Annotated in this window: 15 protein-coding genes; 8 read left to right on the top strand and 7 right to left on the bottom strand. The window is 68.6% G+C overall.

Annotated elements, in window-relative coordinates:
- Positions 1 to 3 precede the first annotated feature (3 nt).
- The 3 genes from BMZ19_RS07315 to qhpG are packed head-to-tail and all read left to right on the top strand — an operon-like array spanning position 4 to position 3723.
- A complete protein-coding gene (locus BMZ19_RS07315) occupies positions 4 to 1740 on the top strand; it encodes an ABC transporter ATP-binding protein (RefSeq protein ID WP_090309081.1) in 1737 nt (578 codons plus the stop codon).
- Positions 1730 to 2404 (top strand): subtilisin-like serine protease QhpE, encoded by a 675-nt coding sequence (gene qhpE / locus BMZ19_RS07310; protein ID WP_090309078.1) that lies wholly within the window; start codon positions 1730 to 1732, stop codon positions 2402 to 2404. Before BMZ19_RS07315 ends, qhpE begins: the two co-directional genes overlap by 11 nt.
- Entirely contained in the window at positions 2401 to 3723 is a 1323-nt protein-coding gene (qhpG, locus tag BMZ19_RS07305; protein WP_090309076.1) for a flavin-dependent monooxygenase QhpG, read from the top strand. The genes qhpE and qhpG overlap by 4 nt, the downstream gene beginning before the upstream one ends.
- Before the next feature lie 54 nt (positions 3724 to 3777).
- Here the strand turns inward: qhpG and BMZ19_RS07300 are convergent, their stop codons facing one another.
- Together BMZ19_RS07300 and BMZ19_RS07295 are read right to left on the bottom strand one after the other, a co-directional pair.
- On the bottom strand, positions 3778 to 5115 hold the full coding sequence (locus BMZ19_RS07300) for an alginate export family protein (protein WP_090309074.1): 1338 nt from the start codon (positions 5113 to 5115) through the stop codon (positions 3778 to 3780).
- Positions 5116 to 5196: 81 nt separating this feature from the next.
- Positions 5197 to 6690: an aldehyde dehydrogenase family protein gene (locus BMZ19_RS07295; protein ID WP_090309071.1), complete on the bottom strand. Its 1494-nt coding sequence runs from the start codon at positions 6688 to 6690 to the stop codon at positions 5197 to 5199.
- Positions 6691 to 7087: 397 nt separating this feature from the next.
- On the opposite strand from BMZ19_RS07295, the gene peaA reads away from it, so the two are divergent.
- From peaA to peaD, 4 genes are all read left to right on the top strand, one after another.
- The gene (gene peaA / locus BMZ19_RS07290) at positions 7088 to 8662 is read left to right on the top strand and encodes a quinohemoprotein amine dehydrogenase subunit alpha (RefSeq protein ID WP_090309069.1); all 1575 of its coding nucleotides are present in this window, start codon (positions 7088 to 7090) and stop codon (positions 8660 to 8662) included.
- 73 nt (positions 8663 to 8735) lie between these two features.
- Positions 8736 to 10166 carry a quinohemoprotein amine dehydrogenase maturation protein gene (peaB, locus tag BMZ19_RS07285; protein ID WP_090309066.1) on the top strand — a complete coding sequence of 477 codons (1431 nt, stop codon included), beginning with the start codon at positions 8736 to 8738 and terminating at the stop codon, positions 10164 to 10166.
- 1 nt (position 10167) lies between these two features.
- A complete protein-coding gene (gene qhpC / locus BMZ19_RS07280; protein ID WP_090309063.1) occupies positions 10168 to 10491 on the top strand; it encodes a quinohemoprotein amine dehydrogenase subunit gamma in 324 nt (107 codons plus the stop codon).
- A 28-nt stretch (positions 10492 to 10519) separates the two neighbouring features.
- Complete coding sequence (gene peaD, locus BMZ19_RS07275; RefSeq protein WP_090309060.1) at positions 10520 to 11644, top strand: quinohemoprotein amine dehydrogenase subunit beta; 1125 nt, start codon at positions 10520 to 10522, stop codon at positions 11642 to 11644.
- A 313-nt stretch (positions 11645 to 11957) separates the two neighbouring features.
- Here peaD and BMZ19_RS07270 read toward each other — a convergent pair whose 3' ends face one another.
- Genes BMZ19_RS07270 through BMZ19_RS07250 form a run of 5 tightly spaced genes read right to left on the bottom strand, consistent with a single transcriptional unit; the run spans position 11958 to position 15361 of the window.
- Complete coding sequence (locus tag BMZ19_RS07270) at positions 11958 to 12485, bottom strand: cytochrome C (RefSeq protein WP_090309057.1); 528 nt, start codon at positions 12483 to 12485, stop codon at positions 11958 to 11960.
- 14 nt (positions 12486 to 12499) lie between these two features.
- Positions 12500 to 13024 (bottom strand): methylamine dehydrogenase light chain, encoded by a 525-nt coding sequence (locus BMZ19_RS07265; RefSeq protein ID WP_090309054.1) that lies wholly within the window; start codon positions 13022 to 13024, stop codon positions 12500 to 12502.
- Positions 13025 to 13045: 21 nt separating this feature from the next.
- On the bottom strand, positions 13046 to 13663 hold the full coding sequence (gene mauD, locus BMZ19_RS07260) for a methylamine dehydrogenase accessory protein MauD (protein WP_090309051.1): 618 nt from the start codon (positions 13661 to 13663) through the stop codon (positions 13046 to 13048).
- Between the two features lie 5 nt (positions 13664 to 13668).
- Positions 13669 to 14208: a MauE/DoxX family redox-associated membrane protein gene (locus BMZ19_RS07255; RefSeq protein ID WP_090309047.1), complete on the bottom strand. Its 540-nt coding sequence runs from the start codon at positions 14206 to 14208 to the stop codon at positions 13669 to 13671.
- Between the two features lie 10 nt (positions 14209 to 14218).
- The gene (locus BMZ19_RS07250; RefSeq protein ID WP_090309044.1) at positions 14219 to 15361 is read right to left on the bottom strand and encodes an amine dehydrogenase large subunit; all 1143 of its coding nucleotides are present in this window, start codon (positions 15359 to 15361) and stop codon (positions 14219 to 14221) included.
- A gap of 237 nt (positions 15362 to 15598) precedes the next feature.
- Between BMZ19_RS07250 and paaX the strand changes: the two genes are divergently transcribed.
- Positions 15599 to 16522: a phenylacetic acid degradation operon negative regulatory protein PaaX gene (paaX, locus tag BMZ19_RS07245; protein WP_090309042.1), complete on the top strand. Its 924-nt coding sequence runs from the start codon at positions 15599 to 15601 to the stop codon at positions 16520 to 16522.
- Positions 16523 to 16570 lie beyond the last annotated feature (48 nt).

Here is a 16570-nt window from a genome sequence, read left to right as displayed (position 1 = left end):
GCCATGCTGCTGCGTCTGCTCACCCGGCTGATCGAGACCCGCGACCCGCTGCTGCTCGAACAGGCCCTGCGCTGGCTGTTCGGCTTCGTGCGCCCGCACGGGCGGGCGATTGCCGGACTGCTCGGCCTGTCGCTGCTCGCCTCGCTGCTGGTGCTGGCGCAGCCCTGGCTGACCAAGACGCTGATCGACGAGGGCCTGCTGGCGCGCGACTTCGACCGCCTGCTGCAGGTCGCCGTGGCGATGGTGCTGGTCGGGGTGTTCGGCACCCTGCTCGGCGGGGTCAACCGCTACCTGCACACCCGGCTGTCCGGGCGCATCCTGTTTTCCCTGCGCGACGCCCTGTACCGCCACCTGCAGAGCCTGCCGCCGTCGTTCTACGCCCGGCGGCGCATCGGCGACCTGCTGTCGCGCCTCGACGGCGACGTCGCCGAGATCCAGCGCTTCGCCGTCGACGCGCTGTTCTCCGCGGTGTCCAGCGTGATCGGCCTGCTCGGCGCAGTGGCGCTGATGCTGGCGCTGTCCTGGCAGCTGTCGCTGCTGCTGGCGCTGCTGGTACCGCTGGAGGTGCTCTGGCTGCGCTGGATGCGCCGCAAGGTCGAGCGCCACAGTCGCGAACTGCGCGAGCGTTCGGCGGACGTCTCCTCGTTCCTGGTCGAGACCCTGCCGGCGATGAAGTTCATCCAGGCCGCCGGCCAGCAGGAGCGCGAGGCGCAGCGCCTGGAACGCCTCGGCCAGGGCTACATGCGCCAGTTGCTGCGCCTGCAGGTCACCGAATTCTTCACCCACGCGGTGCCCGGCACCCTGACCTCGCTGTCGCGCGCCGCGGCCTTCGTGGTCGGCGGCTACTGGGTGGTGCAGGGCACCTGGCAGCTTGGTGCGCTGATCGCCTTTTCCACCTACCTGGGCATGGCGGTGGGGCCGGTGCAGAGCCTGCTCGGCCTGTACGTCGCCCTGCAGCGCATGACCGTCAGCCTCGGTCGGGTCATGGAGCTGCGCGAGGAGCCGGTGCCGATCAGTCAGTCGCTTGCGCCCCGGCCGCTGGCCGACGGGCCGGGCGAGCTGCGTTTCGAGGATGTCTGGTTCCGCCACGCCCAGCGCAACGAGGCGGTGTTGCGCGGAGTGCAGGCGTGCATTCCGGGCGGGTTGAAGGTGGCGCTCAGCGGCCCCTCCGGAGTCGGCAAGTCGACCCTGATCGACCTGCTGCAGCGCTTCCACGATCCCGAGCAGGGCCGCATCCTGCTCGACGGCATCGAGCTGCGCGAGCTGGACCTCGTGGCTCTGCGCCGCGCCATCGCCGTGGTCAGCCAGGACATCGTGCTGTTCCGCGGCAGCCTGGCCGACAACCTGGCCTATGCCGCGCCCGACGCCAGCCGCGCGCGCATCGAGGAGGTCGCCCGCCTGGCGCGCCTCGACGAGCTGCTCGACAGCCTGCCGCAGGGCCTAGACAGTCTGCTCGGCGAGCGCGGCCAGCAGCTTTCCGGCGGGCAGAAACAGCGCATCGCCATCGCCCGCGCGTTGCTGCAGGAGCCGCGCATCCTGGTGCTCGACGAGGCCACCTCGGCGGTCGACGAGGCCACTGAGCGCGAGGTGATCGCCGCCATCGACCAGCTGTTCGCCGGGCGCACGCGCATCCTGATCAGCCACCGCGCCTCGACCCTGGCTGCGGTCGACCTGCGTTTCGAGCTGGTCGACGGCCAGCTGCAGCTGTGCCAGCCGCAGGGGGTAAGTCATGAAGCCTGAGCTGCTGGTCGGCGTGGTCGACAGCGGCCACGCGCCGCACCAGACCGCCCTGGTGCAGGCGGCGCGCGGCTTTCGCCTGACTCCGGATGCGTTGCTGGAGGAGCCGGCGCAGGCGGATCGCCTCGGCCACGGCACGGCGGTGCTCGAGGCGCTGGCGCTGCAACCGGGCGCCATCCGCTGCTGCGTGGCCCAGGTGTTTGCCGAGCGCTGGCAGACCAGCCCGCTGCAGGTCGCCGCCGCGGTGCACTGGCTGGTCGAGCAGGGCGTGGCGCTGATCAACCTGAGCCTCGGCCTGCGCCACGACCGTCCGCTGCTGCGCGAAGCCTGCGAGCGCGCGCTGGACTCCGGCGTGGTGCTCTGTGCGGCCAGCCCGGCGCAGGGCGAGGCGGTGTATCCGGCCAGCTACCCGGGCGTGCTGCGCATCACCGGTGATGCGCGCTGCACGGCGGGGCAGTGGTCGTGGCTGGACAGCCCCCAGGCCGACTTCGGCGCGCCGGTGACCGCCGGCGGGCTGGCCGGCGCCAGCCTGGCCTGCGCCAACTTCAGCGGGCTGATCGCCCGCCATCTGCACGAGCATCCGGGCAGCGACCGCGCGGCGCTGCTCGAGCATCTGCGCCGCGGCGCGGCGTTCTTCGGTCCGGAGCGGCGGGGGAGGCCGGCATGAATTCTTCGACAACCATCGCGGTGCTCGGCGCCGGCCCGGCCGGGGTGGCGGTGGCCCTCGGCCTGCGCCGCCTCGGCTTCGAGGTGGTCGTGGTCGGCGAGTGGCGGCGCTTCGCCGCGGTGGAGGGGGTGTCGGCGCGGGTGCTCGACGGCCTTCGCCAGGCCGGCCTGCACCACGCGCTGGCCTGCGCCGACCTGGCCTCGCCGCGGCGGGTGCTGTGGAACGGCAGCGAGAGCGCGCTCAACCAGGAATTCCTCCTCGACCGCCCGCGCTTCGACGCCGCGTTGCGCGAGGACCTGCGCGCCGCCGGCGTGCCGCTGCTCGAGGCGCGGGTGCGCGAAGTGCACAGCGACGAGGGCGGCCACCGCCTGCTGCTGGAAGGAAGCGGCGGCGAGCAGGTGCTGCAGGCGCAGTTCCTGGTCGAGGCTCGCGGCCGCCAGGCGCCGCTCGGCAGCCGCCGCCTGCGCGGGCCGGAAACGCTCAGCCTGCTCAACCAGTGGCAGCAAGAGCCCGGGCGCGGCGGTTCGGCGGTGGAGAGCCTGGAAGACGGCTGGGCGTGGATGGCGCGGCTGGCCGACGGGCGCTGCTACTGGCAGATCACCCTGGACGCGGCCAGCAGCTCGCTGCCGGCGCGCGACGCCCTGCCCGACTGGTGCGCGCAGCGCCGTGCGCAATCGGCGCGAGTCGCCGAGCTGTTCGGCGCGCAGGCGCTCGAGCCGGCCAGCCTGCACGCACGCAGCAGCACGGCGATCCTCGCCCTGGAGACCGGCGGGGCCAACTGGCTGCGGGTCGGCGATGCGGCGATGGCGGTCGATCCGCTGTCCGGCAACGGCATCTTCCAGTCGCTGTCCTCGGCGCTGCAGGCGCCGGCGGTGATCAACACCCTGCTCACCTGCCCGGAGCGCGCCGAGCTGGCGCTGAACTTCCACCAGCGCCGGGTCGAGCAGCTGTTCCAGCGCTTCGCCCGCACCGGCCGCGACTTCTACGCTCTTGAGCAGCGCTGGGCGGCGCAGCCGTTCTGGGCGGCGCGGCGCGCCTGGCCGGACACCGAGCCGCTGCACGCGCCGGCCGGCTTCGCCGGCCTGCGGGTGGCGCGCGCGCCGGTGCTGCGTGACAACCTGATCGAGGAGGCCGAGGTGGTGGTCAGCGCCGACCAGCCGCTGGGCATCTGGCACCTGCAGGGCATCGAGCTGGCGCCGCGGGTGCGCTGCCTGCAGCAAGGCGAGCCGTTCGAGCGGATGGCCGCCGATCTGGCCGAACCGCAGCGGGCAATGCTGCGTGGCTGGCTGCAGAGCCAGGGCTATCGTCCCGCGCCCTGAAAAGAAAAGGGCCGGACCACCGCCTGCCACGGGTGATCCGGCCAAGGGGTGAACTCAGAAGAAGGAGGCGAAGACCAGCTGGCTGTAGAGGTTGGTGCCGTCGCCGCCCAGCTGCACGCCGCCGTCGGCTGCACTGCGCTCGGGCTGGTAGACGCCCAGCACCGGGCTGATCAGCAGGTGGTCGTTGACCATCCACTCGGCGTACAGGTCCAGCTCGCGGCCGCCGAGGTTGCCGAGGTCGGTGTCGAGGGTGTCGAAGTCGAAATACAGCGCGCCGACGGTCAGGCTCTCCAGCGGCGTGGCCTTGAGGCCGACGTGGTGGACCTGGGTGTTGCTGTTGAACGGCCCGGCGTAGTTGGCCGCCACCTCGCCCTGGAACCAGGTGCCGTAGCCGCGGCTGAGGCCGTAGAACAGCGGATCGAACTCCTCGGAGAAGCGGCTGTAGCGGTAGGTGGCGGTCGGCGACCAGGGCAGGTCGGCGAAGGTCCAGGCGCCTTCCACATACCAGGCATTCTCGCGGCCGCTGCTCTTGTCCTGGGTGGCGTACTCGAAGGCCAGGTTGAGATTTTCCACGCCCAGACCACCGGCGCCGCGCAGGCTGACGGTGTCCATGCCGTCGCGCTCGGCCTGGGCCGCACTGGCGAAACGCTCGTTGACGTCGAGGCCGCGAATCCAGGTCAGTCCCAGGGTACCCGGCTCGGCGACATGCTCGAAGGTGGCGATGGCCAGCTCGGTCTCGGCCTGGGCGCGGTTGTCGGACTTCAGCCACATCAGGTCGCTGCGCCAGCCCTGCTCGCCGCCTAGGCGCAGCGCTGCGGTCTGGTCGAAGGCCTTGCGCGCGGCGAGGTAGTAGGCACCGCCGCGATCGAAGTCGGCGCCGAGATCGACGTCGCCGAAGTTCACCGAGTCGCCGTTGATCAGGAAGCCGTCGCCGACCACCAGCTTCTGCCGGCCGGCGGAGATGTCCACGCCGTTCTCGCCCAGCGCCGGGAACAGCTGGCCCGAGCGCCAGCCAAGGTAGGCGTCTTCGATATCGGTGCGCCGCTCGCTGCCCTCGGTGAAACCGGCGGCATCGCCGTCGCCCCAGGTGCCGGAGCTGACCAGGCTGAGCGCGCCATAGGCGCTGCCGGCGCCATTCAGGCCTTGGCTGCCGCTCAGGCCGTACTTGATGTAGCCCTCGCGCCAGCTCGAGCTGCCGGCCTCGCGGTTGCCGAACAGGGCGTAGTTCTTGCGGCTGTGCATCAGGCCGAACACCGCCTCGAGGTCGGCGTTCAGCACCGTCTCGTCCTGGTTGTAGAGTTCGTAGGCGTGGGCTGGAGCCAGGCCTACGAGCACCGCGCTCAGGACCACGGCGGGCGGCAGGCGGGACGGTCGGAATAGGGCTCGATTCATGCAGGCAACTCCGTGCGGATCATGGTCGTGTCGGGGGCTTGGCAAGCTGGCCGGCGGCCTTGCGGCGGCCGGCTGCGGACCTCACAGGCGGATCAGCACCGACTTCAGTTCGGTGTAGTGCTCGATGGCTGCCGCGCCCATCTCGCGGCCGAGGCCGGACATCTTGTAGCCGCCGAACGGCAGCGCCGGGTCGAGAGCGCTGTGGCAGTTGACCCACACCGAGCCGGACTTGATGCGCGGCACCAGGCGGTGCACGGCGGACAGGTCGTTGGACCAGATGCTCGCGCCCAGGCCGTAGGGGTTGTCGTTGGCCATGCGCACCACCTCGTCGAGGTCGTCGAAGGGCATCGCCACCAGCACCGGGCCGAAGATCTCCTCCTGCACCAGACGATGCTGCTGGTCGACGTCGACGATCACCGTCGGCTGCACGAAGTAGCCGGGGCCGAAGCGCTCGCCGCCGCAGGCGATGGTGGCGCCCAGCTCGCGGCCCAGCTCGATGTAGTCGTGTACGCGCTGCTGCTGGCGCGCCGAGATCAAGGGACCCATGTCGACGCTGGCGTCCAGGCCGTTGCCGAGCTTCATGCCGTTGGCGATGCCGGCGATGTCGGCCACCACGTTGTCGAAGTGCTTGCGCTGCACGTACAGGCGCGAGCCGGCGCAGCACACCTGGCCCTGGTTGAAGAAGATCGCGCTGGCGGCGCCGGCGGCGGCCTGCTGCAGGTCGGCATCGGCCAGCACGATGGTCGGCGACTTGCCGCCCAGCTCGAGGGTTACCCGGGTCATGGAGTCCATCGCCGCCTTGCCGATCTGCTTGCCGACTTCGGTGGAGCCGGTGAAGGTCAGCTTGTCGACGCCGGGGTGGCGGGTCAGCGCCGCGCCGGCCTGCACGCCGGTGCCGCTGACCACGTTGAACACGCCCTCCGGATAGCCGGCCTCTAGCACCAGTTCGGCCAGCTTGAACGCCGACAGCGGCGTCTCGTCGGCCGGCTTGAGCACCACCGTGCAGCCAGTGGCCAGCGCCGGGCCGAGCTTCCAGCAGGCCAGCAGGAGCGGAAAGTTCCACGCGACGATGGCGCCGACCACGCCGACCGCCTCGCGACGGATGTAGCCGTGGAACTGGTCATCGGGCATCAGCGGCATCGACACGTCGACGGTGCTGCCCTCGATCTTGGTCGCCCAGCCGGCCATGTAGCGCAGGAAGTCGATGGCCAGCTGCACGTCCATAACCCGCGCCACCGCGGCGCTCTTGCCGTTGTTCAGGCACTCCAGCTCGGCGAGCACCTGGGCGTCGCGTTCCATCAGCTCGGCCAGGCGCCACAGCAGGTTCTGCCGCTCGCGCGGGCGCATGCGGCTCCACGGCGAGTCGTCGAAGGCGCGGCGGGCGGCCTGCACGGCCAGCTCGACATCCTCGGCGCCGGCCGCCGGCACCTGGCACAGCGGCTCGGCGGTGGCCGGGTTGTACACCGGCATGCGGGCACCGGCGAGCGCGTCGACCCACTCCGCGCCGATCAGCATCTTCTGCGGACGGTCGAGGAATTCGCGGGTACGGGGATGAACAGGCAGTGAAGCAGACATGGGATGACCTCTCGTTGTGATCTGCAGGTCATGTGGCAACCGCCGTGCCAATCCCGTTTTTATGTGCAAGCAATTGAAAATTAAGGGTTTATTTGCGAACTCCAGAGCCAGGGATGAATTCGCCTGTCGCAGTTTGCGACGCCGTGCTGCGGTGCTGCGACAGTCGCCGGCGGCCGCGTGGCAGTGCGTCTTGCGGCTGTCTCAGATTGCAACCGCTGTCTCGAAATGTGACGGCCGCCGTGCTTCTTCGGCTCTCCTTAAAGGTCGATATTTTTGATTAAGTAATTGTTTTAAAAAGATATTCATGTGTATGGCACGCAATGTGTATCGATGCTGGCAGGGAGCATCAGCCTTGCCGTGATGCCAATCAGAAGAACAGCGTGGAGAGCCGATTTCTATGATGACAAGACTCCGCTACTACCTGGGGGCCGGGAGCCTGGCCATGGCGGTCGCCAGCCTGGCGCAGCCGGCACTGGCGGCCGAGCGTACGGGCGCGCAGATCCTGGGCGAAACCTGCGTGGCCTGCCATGCGAAGGAGGGCGACGAGCAGTTCAGCCGCATCAGCCACCAGCGCAAGACGCCGGAGGGCTGGCTGATGAGCATCGCGCGCATGCAGGTGATGCATGGAGTGAAGATCAGCGACGACGACCGCCGCACCCTGGTCAAGTACCTGGCCGATCAGCAGGGCCTGGCGCCCAGCGAGACCGAGGGCGTGCGCTACGCCATGGAGCGCCGCCTCAACACGGTGGAGCAGTTCGACGACCAGTTCGCTCAGATGTGCGCGCGCTGCCACTCCGGCGCTCGGGTGGCGCTGCAGCGTCGGCCGGCCAAGGAGTGGGAGCATCTGGTCAACTTCCACCTCGGTCAGTGGCCGTCGCTGGAATACCAGGCGCAGTCGCGCGACCGCGACTGGCTGCCGATCGCCCTGGGCGAGATGGTGCCTAAGCTGGCCAGCCAGTATGCGCTGGACAACCCGGCCTGGGCCGACTGGCAGAAGGCCAAGCCCGAGGCTGCCGCGCTGGCCGGGCAATGGAGCTTCAGCGGCCACCTGCCGGCCAGGGGCGACGTGCGCGGGGTGATGAGCGTGGAGTCGGGCGAGGGCGATGCGTTCAAGGTCAGCCTCAAGGGCCAGTACGCCGACGGCAAACCGCTGGAAGGCAGCGGTTCGGCGCTCCTCTACAACGGCTACGAGTGGCGCGCCAATCTCAAGGTCGACGGCGTGGCCATGCGCCAGGTGTTCAGCGCGCTGAACGGCGAGATGCGCGGGCGGATGTTCGAGACCGAGCACGACGAGCGCGGCCTCGACTTCGTCGCCGCCAGGGCCGGCACGCCGCGCCTGCTCGCCGTGCAGCCGGGCTACCTGAAGGCCGGCAGCGAGGCCGAGCTGACCCTGGTCGGCAGCGAGCTGTCCGGCACGCCGGACTTCGGCCCGGGTGTCGAGGTGGTCAAGGTGCTGGAGCAGAGCCCCGAGCGCCTGCGCGTCAAGGTCAGGGCCGCCGCCAATGCCGCCGCCGGCAGCCGCGCGGTCGCCGTCGGTGCGCTCAAGGGCGCCAACTTCGCCGTGTATCGCTCGGTCAGCGAGGTGAAGGTGGTGCCGGCCTTCTCGGTCGCCCGCGTTGGCGACAACGGCGGCTCGACGCCGAAGATGCAGGGCCGTTTCGACGCCGAGGCCTGGGGCCAGGATGCCGCAGGGAAAGCCTTCCGCATCGGCTACTTGCCGGCCAGATGGTCGGTGGAAGCGTTCGACGAGCGTGCCGCGGAGGACGAGGACGTCAAGTACGCCGGGCGCATGCAGGCCGACGGCGTGTTCGTGCCGGGCGATGCCGGCCCCAACCCGGCGCGCAAGATGTCCACCAACAACGCCGGCAACCTCAAGGTGATCGCCCAGCTCGACGACGGCGGCAAGCCGCTCAAGGGCGAAGGCCAACTGATCGTTACCGTGCAGCGCTGGAACAACCCGCCACTGCCATGACCGGCAGGTGCACCGGGCGGCCGCCGGCCGTCCGGTTCCATACACGGGATTGGATTGATTCTGGGAGATTGCCATGGGCGTTATCTTGAATCTGGTCGAGCGCAACCTGCATGAGGTGCGCGTGGAGACCGAGCGGCTGCTGTTCCATGTGCCCAGCAACTCGCTGTTCGCCTCCGACGAGGTGACCGGGGAAATCATCGACACGCTGCGCGATGGCGCCTGCTCCGGCGAGGAGCTGGTGCAGCGCCTGTCGCCGCGCTTCGCCGATGGCGAGGTAAGCGAGACCCTGCGCGAGCTGCTGGCGCTGCAGGTGGTCAGCGACGGCTCGCCGCTGACGCCGGAAATCGCCGTGCAGCGGGTCGAGCGCACGGCGCTGAACACCGTGGTGCTCAACGTCAACACCGGCTGCAACCTGAGCTGTACCTACTGCTACAAGGAAGACCTCGACAAGCCGTCGGCCGGCAAGAAGATGCAGCTGGACACCGCCCAGGCGTCGGTGGAGATGCTGCTCAAGGAGTCGCCCGACGAGGCGCGCTACACCGTGGTGTTCTTCGGCGGCGAGCCGCTGTCCAACCGGCCGCTGATCGAGGCGATGGTGGAGTACTGCGAGGCGCGCTTCGCCGAACTGGGCAAGGCGGTGGACTTCGTGATGACCACCAACGCCACCCTGCTCACCGAGGAGATCGTCGACTGGCTCAACGCCCATCGCTTCGGTCTGTCGGTGAGCATCGACGGACCGAAGACGGTACACGACCGCAACCGCATCACCGTGGGCGGGCAGGGCACCTACGACGTGGTGAGGAGGAAGGTGGACATGCTGCTGTCGCGCTACGACAGCCGCCCGGTGGGCGCGCGGGTGACCCTGACCCGCGGCATCACCGACGTCGAGACCATCTGGAACCACCTGTTCAACGAGCTGGGTTTCGCCGAAGTCGGTTTCGCCCCGGTCACCTCCGGCGACCTCAGCGACTTCAACCTCAGCGGCGAGGAGCTGGTGGAAGTGTTCGCCAACATGAAGGCCCTCGGTCGCCGCTACCTGGACGAGGCGCTGGCGGGACGCAGCATCGGTTTCTCCAACCTGCACCAGCTGCTTACCGACATCCACGAGGGGCAGAAGAAGGCCCTGCCGTGTGGTGCCGGGCTGAAGATGCTGGCGGTGGATCACAAGGGCGAGCTGAACCTCTGCCACCGCTTCACCGGCTCGGAGCTGCCGACCTTCGGCAACGTGCACAGCGGCGTTAAGCAGGTCGAGCTCAACGACTTCCTCTCCCAGCGTCTGGATCGCAGCGGCACCGGCTGCGACAGCTGTCGCATCCGCAACCTGTGCTCGGGCGGCTGTTACCACGAGAGCTACGCCCGCTACGGCGACCCGGCCCACCCCACCTATCACTACTGCGAACTGATGCGCGACTGGGTCGACTTCGGCATCGAGGTCTACCACCGGATCATGGCCGGCAACCCGGCCTTCTTCAGCCGCTTCATCGCACCGAGAAAGGCGCACTGACATGAAACATCTCAAGCCGCTCAACCAGAAAGCCCAGCTGCTCGAACAGGCCGCCGCGGAAGACCGCGTGGAAGAAGTGCTGGCCATGAGTGCCGTGGCCGGCTGCACCGCGACCACCGACCCGGGCTGGGAGATCGACGCCTTCGGCGGCGTCGCCTCGCTGTGCCAGCCGATGGAGTCCGACCTGTACGGCTGTTCCGATCCCTGCTGGTGGCCGGCCCAGGTGCCGGACATGATGAGCACCTACCCGGACTGGAACAAGGACGCGCAGGCCTCGTCCGAGGACTGGCGCAACCTCGGCACCGTATTCCCGAAAGACCAGTGAACGGCCGCAGACCAACAGGGGAACCGACATGAAGCTGCACACCATCAGCGGCCTGGCAGCCGCCATCGCCAGCCTCGCGCTGGGCCTGCCGGCGCACGCCGCCGGCGAAAGCGGTCCGGCGCTCAAGGCCGGCCACGAATACATGATCGCCACCAATTACCCGAACAACCTGCACGTGGTCGACCTGGCCAGCGACAAGGTCTACAAGACCTGCGTGATGCCCGATGCCTACGGCCCCGGCACCACCCAGATCGGTCCCGACCGCAAGACCGCCTACGTGCTCAACAACCACTACGGCGACCTCTACGGCATCGACCTGGATAGCTGCCAGACGGTATTCCACGCGCGCCTGGCGCAGAGACCGACCGAGAAGGCCAAGGCGCTGTTCTCCATCGCCCTGAGCCCGGACGGCAAGGAGATCTACAGCGTCGCCAACCCGACCGAGCTGAAGCTCGACCACTACGTGGTCAAGGCGCCGCGCCTGCAGGTCTACGCCACCGACGCCGGCCTGGACGCCAAGCCGCTGCGCAGCTTCGAGGTGCCGCGGCAGATCTCGATCATGCAGGCCGGCGACGACGGCAGCCTGTACATGGCCGGCGCCGACATCTACAAGCTCGACGTGCAGACCGGGAAATACGATGTGGCGCTGGCCAGCCGCAACTGGCAGCGCCCGCTGTATAGCCCGCCGGACGTGCTCTACGCCTGGAACCAGCAGACCTACCGGCGCGACTTCTCGCTGCTCTACACCGCGGCCAAGTTCAAGGACGGCAAGCAGGATCCGGCGACCGCCGACTACGTCTACGGCTACTTCAGCATCGACTTGAAGACAGGCAAGCCGACCGTGCAGGACTTCGCGCCGCTGACCGAGATCTACTTCACCGGCATGCGCTCGCCGAAGGACCCGAACCAGATGTTCGGCGTGCTCAACCGCCTGGCCAAGTACGACATCAAGGAGCAGAAGCTGCTCAAGGCGGCCAAGCTCGACCACTCCTACTACTGCATCGCCTTCAACAAGGCCGGCAGCAAGGTCTACCTGGGCGGCACCTACAACGACCTGGCGGTGTTCGACGCCGACAGCCTGGAGCCGCTCGGCAAGATCGAGCTGCCCGGCGGTGACATGGCGATCGCCACCACCCAGGTGTTCACCCGCTGACCCTCCCGCGCGGTGCCGATGGTCTCAGATTGTCGGCACCGCTTCTCCTCGCGCCCCCCATTCCTGCTGATACTCCCCACCCTGTGCCCCTGTGCCCCTGTGCCCCTGTGCCCCTGTGCTGGCGCAATCCTTCTGCTGGCGCTGTCCTCCGGGATTGGTCCTTCCCACATGCCCCATTCGGTGCTTCGCTCATCGGGCGTTCGGCCGGCAGAGCAGAACTTGGGGGTTGCGCTGCTGCAGAATATTTCGGGCTGCAAAAGACTCGGGCCGGCATAAGCCGGCCCGAGCGTTGTCACAGTGCCTCCCGCAACGGCTACGGCGTGCCCATGCCATCCTCGATGACGATGCCCTGTTCGCGCATCCGCGCAATCAGCCCGGCGCGGACGCCGGGCCGGTTGAGGATGGCGTGGTGGCGCACCTCGGCGACTTCCGTGGCGCTGTAGGGGCGGAAGTCGGCCGGGGTGCTGGCCCCGGCCATGCCGTGCTGCGGATCGAGGATCCAGTTGAGCAACTCGGCGATCTGCCCGTCGCTGAGCGCCGACTGCGAGACGCCCGGGACGCGCACCAGGAACTCGCGACCGCCCTCGACGCGCAGGAAGTTGCCGACGAAGCCACTCATCCGCGGCGTGCCGTTGCGCGGTGCGCCCTCGCCGCTGCCCAGGTGGCAGCCGGCGCACTGCAACTGGTAGTTGGTCGCAGTGCTGTAGCCGGCCTCGGCGATCGGCGTTTGCGCAGCCTCGTTGCCCGGCGCCGGTTTCTGGTGTGGATCGGGGAAGGCGCGGGCCAGAGCGTGTGGAGCCGCCAGTACGGCAGCCAGTCCGGAGAGGATCAGCAGGCGCATGACGGTTCCCTCCTTCACTGGGCGACGCCTCGGATCACCGAGATGGTGCAGTGGTAGACGCTGTTGGACTTGGCACCGAGGCACCAGTTGACGTCGTTGTTGTTGAACGGCCGGTACATAGGCTCCTCGCTGTCGTTGCGGGTGCAGGCGCAACGGCCGCAGGCGTGCTTACCGCAGCAGTCGTTGTAGGAAATGATGTAGTCCTTGCCGTCGGCCGGGTTGCGGCAGGTGCCGATCCAGGTCACCTGGGATACCTCGGCACCGGGCGGGCAACTGGTCGCGGTGCCGCCGCAGCAGCTGCACTGGAAGCCGTCCATCGAGCAGTAGCGCCAGTAGTCGCAGCTGTTCGGATCGCCCGGATCGCCGGGATTGCCGGTCTCGCCGGCATGTGCCTTGGAGGCGCGGTCGATCGGCAGCAGCAGCGGCAGGGCGGCGCCGGCCACCAGCCAGGAGCCGAGACGGGACAGGGCCTGACGGCGCGAGGTGACGTCTGCGACCCGGCGCGCGGAGCGCTCGAACAAGATATCCAGCAGTTTCATGGGGTGTCTCCTCGGGCCTTGTTATTGATGGATCTTCACGGCGTTGCCGTGAGCGTGATCGGGGCTGTGCAGGTAGTCCTGCAAGGAGGCGATGCCCATGCGTTCGGCCTCGAACAGGCTTTCCAGATGCTCGCGGGAGTTCACCAGGCCCTTGGCGCGCAGGATGCCGGGCTGGTCGATCAGCACGGCGTAGGGCAGCTTGCCGATCTGGTAGGTCATGCCGACTTCCGGGCCGACCACGTAGCGGGCGTCCTCGAGCTTGAACTCGCGGATCAGCGCCGCCTGGGCGTCCGGATCGCCGTCGCTGACGTAGACCACCTCGAGGTCGGGACGCTCCTTGGCCACCGCCTTGATCGCCGGCAGCAGCGACTTGCACACCGGGCAGCTGGGGGAGAGGAAGAACAGCAGCTGGCCCTTGTCGCCGGGGTAGCCGAAGTTCACCGGGCGACCGTTGCGGTCGGCGGCGGTCACCTGGGGGGCCGGTTCGTTGACCGTCACGCCCTTGTCGAGCATCAGCGCGCCAGCCGGCGCGATACGGGCGTGCAGCACGCCGATCTGGCGCACCAGGCCCATGACCACGAAGGCCAGGGCGATCAGCAGTATCCAGAGCAGGATGTTGGAAACGATCAGGGCTTCCATAAGGTTCACCTTCCAGTCAGTTTGAGCAGGCGCGGGGCGTTGGTCAGTAGACCGTCGACCGCCGCGTAGAGCAGCAGGAGTACCGCGGCGGCGGCAATGGCGACGAAGCCGTCGAACAGGCCGAGCTCGCGCGCCAGCGGGGTAGCGGTGGCGAGCAGGGCGAGGCCTAGCAGCACGGAGTTGCGCAGCAGCAGCACTGGGCGTAGCGGCTGGCTTTCGCCGGGGCCGGCGCAGCCGCAGTCGATGTCGCGACGGCCGCGCCACAGGTTGACGGCGATGGCGCCGGCGTAGAGCAGCATCAGCGCGCTGGCGGCCAGCGCCGCGGCGCTGCGGCTGAGCGGCAGCAGCAGACCGAGGGCGACGGCGCCTTCGAGCAGCGGCAGCAGGCGGGCGACCGGTTTGAGCAGTCCCTGCGGCAGCAGTGCGTAGGCCTCCAGCTGCGCGACGAACCAGCGCGGCGCGCGCAGCTTGTGGGTGGCGGCCGTGGCGAGGATCGCCGCCAGCGCCAGGGCGCAGGCGTGAATCAGGATGGGATCCAGTGGCATGGTGACCTCCTCAGTGACTCAGCACCTGGGTCGGCGTCTTGGCGATCTTCTCCACGGTGCCGGTGTGCTTGCCGCTCTTCAGATCGAACACCTCAAGGTCGCCGGTGACGGTGCTGGCGAGCAGCAGCGGGGCGTCGTCGTTGGTGGCGTGCATGCTCCACATCAGGCCGGGCGCCTCCATGGTGCCGATCTTCTTCTGGGTCTTCAGGTCGTAGACCCACACGATGGTGGTGGGGTCTTCCCAGTTAAGCGGCTTGTGGTCGGGGTGCATCAGCACGTACAGACGATCGAGTTTGGGTGCCAGCGCCATCATCTGCCAGCCGCCGGGCGCCCAGCCACCCTTCTTGTCCTCTTCGCTGACCAGCGACCATGTCGGCAGGAACTTCGGCTTTTCGCCGGAGAAGTCGACCGGGTGGATCACTCCCTCGGTGGTGGTGAAGTAGTAGGTGTCGCCCTTGGCTACCGCGCGCTCGACCATCTTGACCTTGTTCGGGTCGAACATCGGCGTCTGGTGACGGGAGACTTCCTTGCCGTTGTCGTCGAGGGTCACCACCTGCAGGCTGCCGTTGCCGCACAGCGAGGCGAAGCGCCGCGTGCCGATCGGGTAGTTGAGGATGCAGCCGCTGATGTCGATCTCGCTCGCCAGCTTGCGGGCCTTGATGTCGACCACCGAGACCGAGGTGGACGGGGTGAAGTTGTAGACGTAGACGAAGCGGTCGTCGCTACTGGTGTTCAGCGCGTAGCGCTCGGTGATGCTGTTGGCGCGCCTGGGCGGAATTTCCACTTCCCACAGCGGCGACAGGGTCGAGCTGTCCCAGGCGGTCAACATGTCGGTGCGGGTGCCGCGGGTATAGCGCGACCAGTAGGTGTCGGCGGTGTACAGGGTCTTCTGGTCGCGTGCGGGTACCATCGGCGCCATGCCGCCGGTGCTGAGCATGCCGAGCATGCGCTTGTTGTCCGGATCGACCACGGTGACGCGGGTGGCGATCATGTTCTCGAATTCGACGTCGACGACGTAGGCGCGGTGCGGTTCCGGGGGGAAGGGCAGGGTGACCTGGCCTTCCTTCTCCACCGGCAGTTCGGCGTGGGCGGTGCCGGCCAGCACGACGCCGAGCGCCAGTGCGGTGCGGGCAAGGATGGGGCTTATTCGCATGGGATGGCTCCATGTTCTAGTTGTTGGGCCGCGGTGATGGCGCGACGAATTGGCCACTTGGAGTCTGCCGGCAGGCGGGCGGCGCTGCATTGTTGTGTCTGCCAAGTGCTTGTCTGCCTGTGCCATGCACCCTCCTGTGCCGCTCGGCGCCGGAATGTCCGAGCGATGCAGTCGGGCGGTAGCATTCGCCCCGACCCCCTAGGTATAGTCGCGTTTTTTCGGCCATTCCCAGTTCCCATGACTTCCCTCGCCCCTCTGGCCAATCTGATCCAGCGCTTCCAGGAACAGACGCCCATCCGTGCCAGCTCGCTGATCGTCACCGTCTATGGCGATGCCATCGAACCCCATGGCGGCGCGGTGTGGCTGGGCAGCCTGATCCAGCTGCTCGAGCCGATGGGCATCAACCAGCGGCTGATCCGCACCTCGGTGTTCCGCCTGACCAAGGACGGCTGGCTGAAGGCCGACAAGGTCGGCCGGCGCAGCTACTACAGCCTGACCGGCGCCGGTCGGCGGCGCTTCGAGAAGGCCTTCAAGCGCATCTACAGCAGCAACGTACCGGCCTGGGACGGCACCTGGTGCCTAGCGGTGCTGTCGCAGCTGGAGCCCAACAAGCGCAAGCAGGTGCGCGAGGAGTTGGAGTGGCAGGGCTTCGGCGCGCTGGCGCCGACCGTGCTGGCCAGCCCGCGCTGCGACCGCGCCGATGTGGCCGCGACCCTGCAGGAGCTGGAGGCGCTGGACGACACCATCCTGTTCGAGACCACCACCCAGGAGGTGCTGGCCTCCCGCGCGCTGCGCCTGCAGGTCAAGGAGAGCTGGAAGATCGACGTGCTCGGCTCCCACTACAGCGAGTTCATCCAGCTGTTCCGCCCGCTGTGGCAGGCGCTGCGCGAGCAGGAGCACCTCGATCCGCAGGACTGCTTCCTCGCCCGCACCCTGTTGATCCACGAATACCGCAAGCTGCTGCTGCGTGATCCGCAGCTGCCCGACGAGCTGCTCCCCGGCGACTGGGAGGGCCGTGCCGCGCGCCAGCTGTGCCGCAACATCTACCGGCTGATTTGCGCGCCGGCCGAACAGTGGCTGGGCCGGGTGCTGGAAACCGCCGAGGGCCCCCTGCCGGAGGCCGGCGAAAGCTTCCAGCGGCGCTTCGGCGGGCTGCGCTAGCGGCCTGCCCGCGGCCGGCGGCGGGTCGCGCGCCCAGATTGTTTATTC

This window comes from Pseudomonas linyingensis, assembly GCF_900109175.1.
Taxonomy (GTDB): domain Bacteria; phylum Pseudomonadota; class Gammaproteobacteria; order Pseudomonadales; family Pseudomonadaceae; genus Geopseudomonas; species Geopseudomonas linyingensis.
The sequence above is the reverse complement of the archived record's forward strand: the minus strand, read 5'-3'. Positions and strand labels throughout refer to the sequence as shown.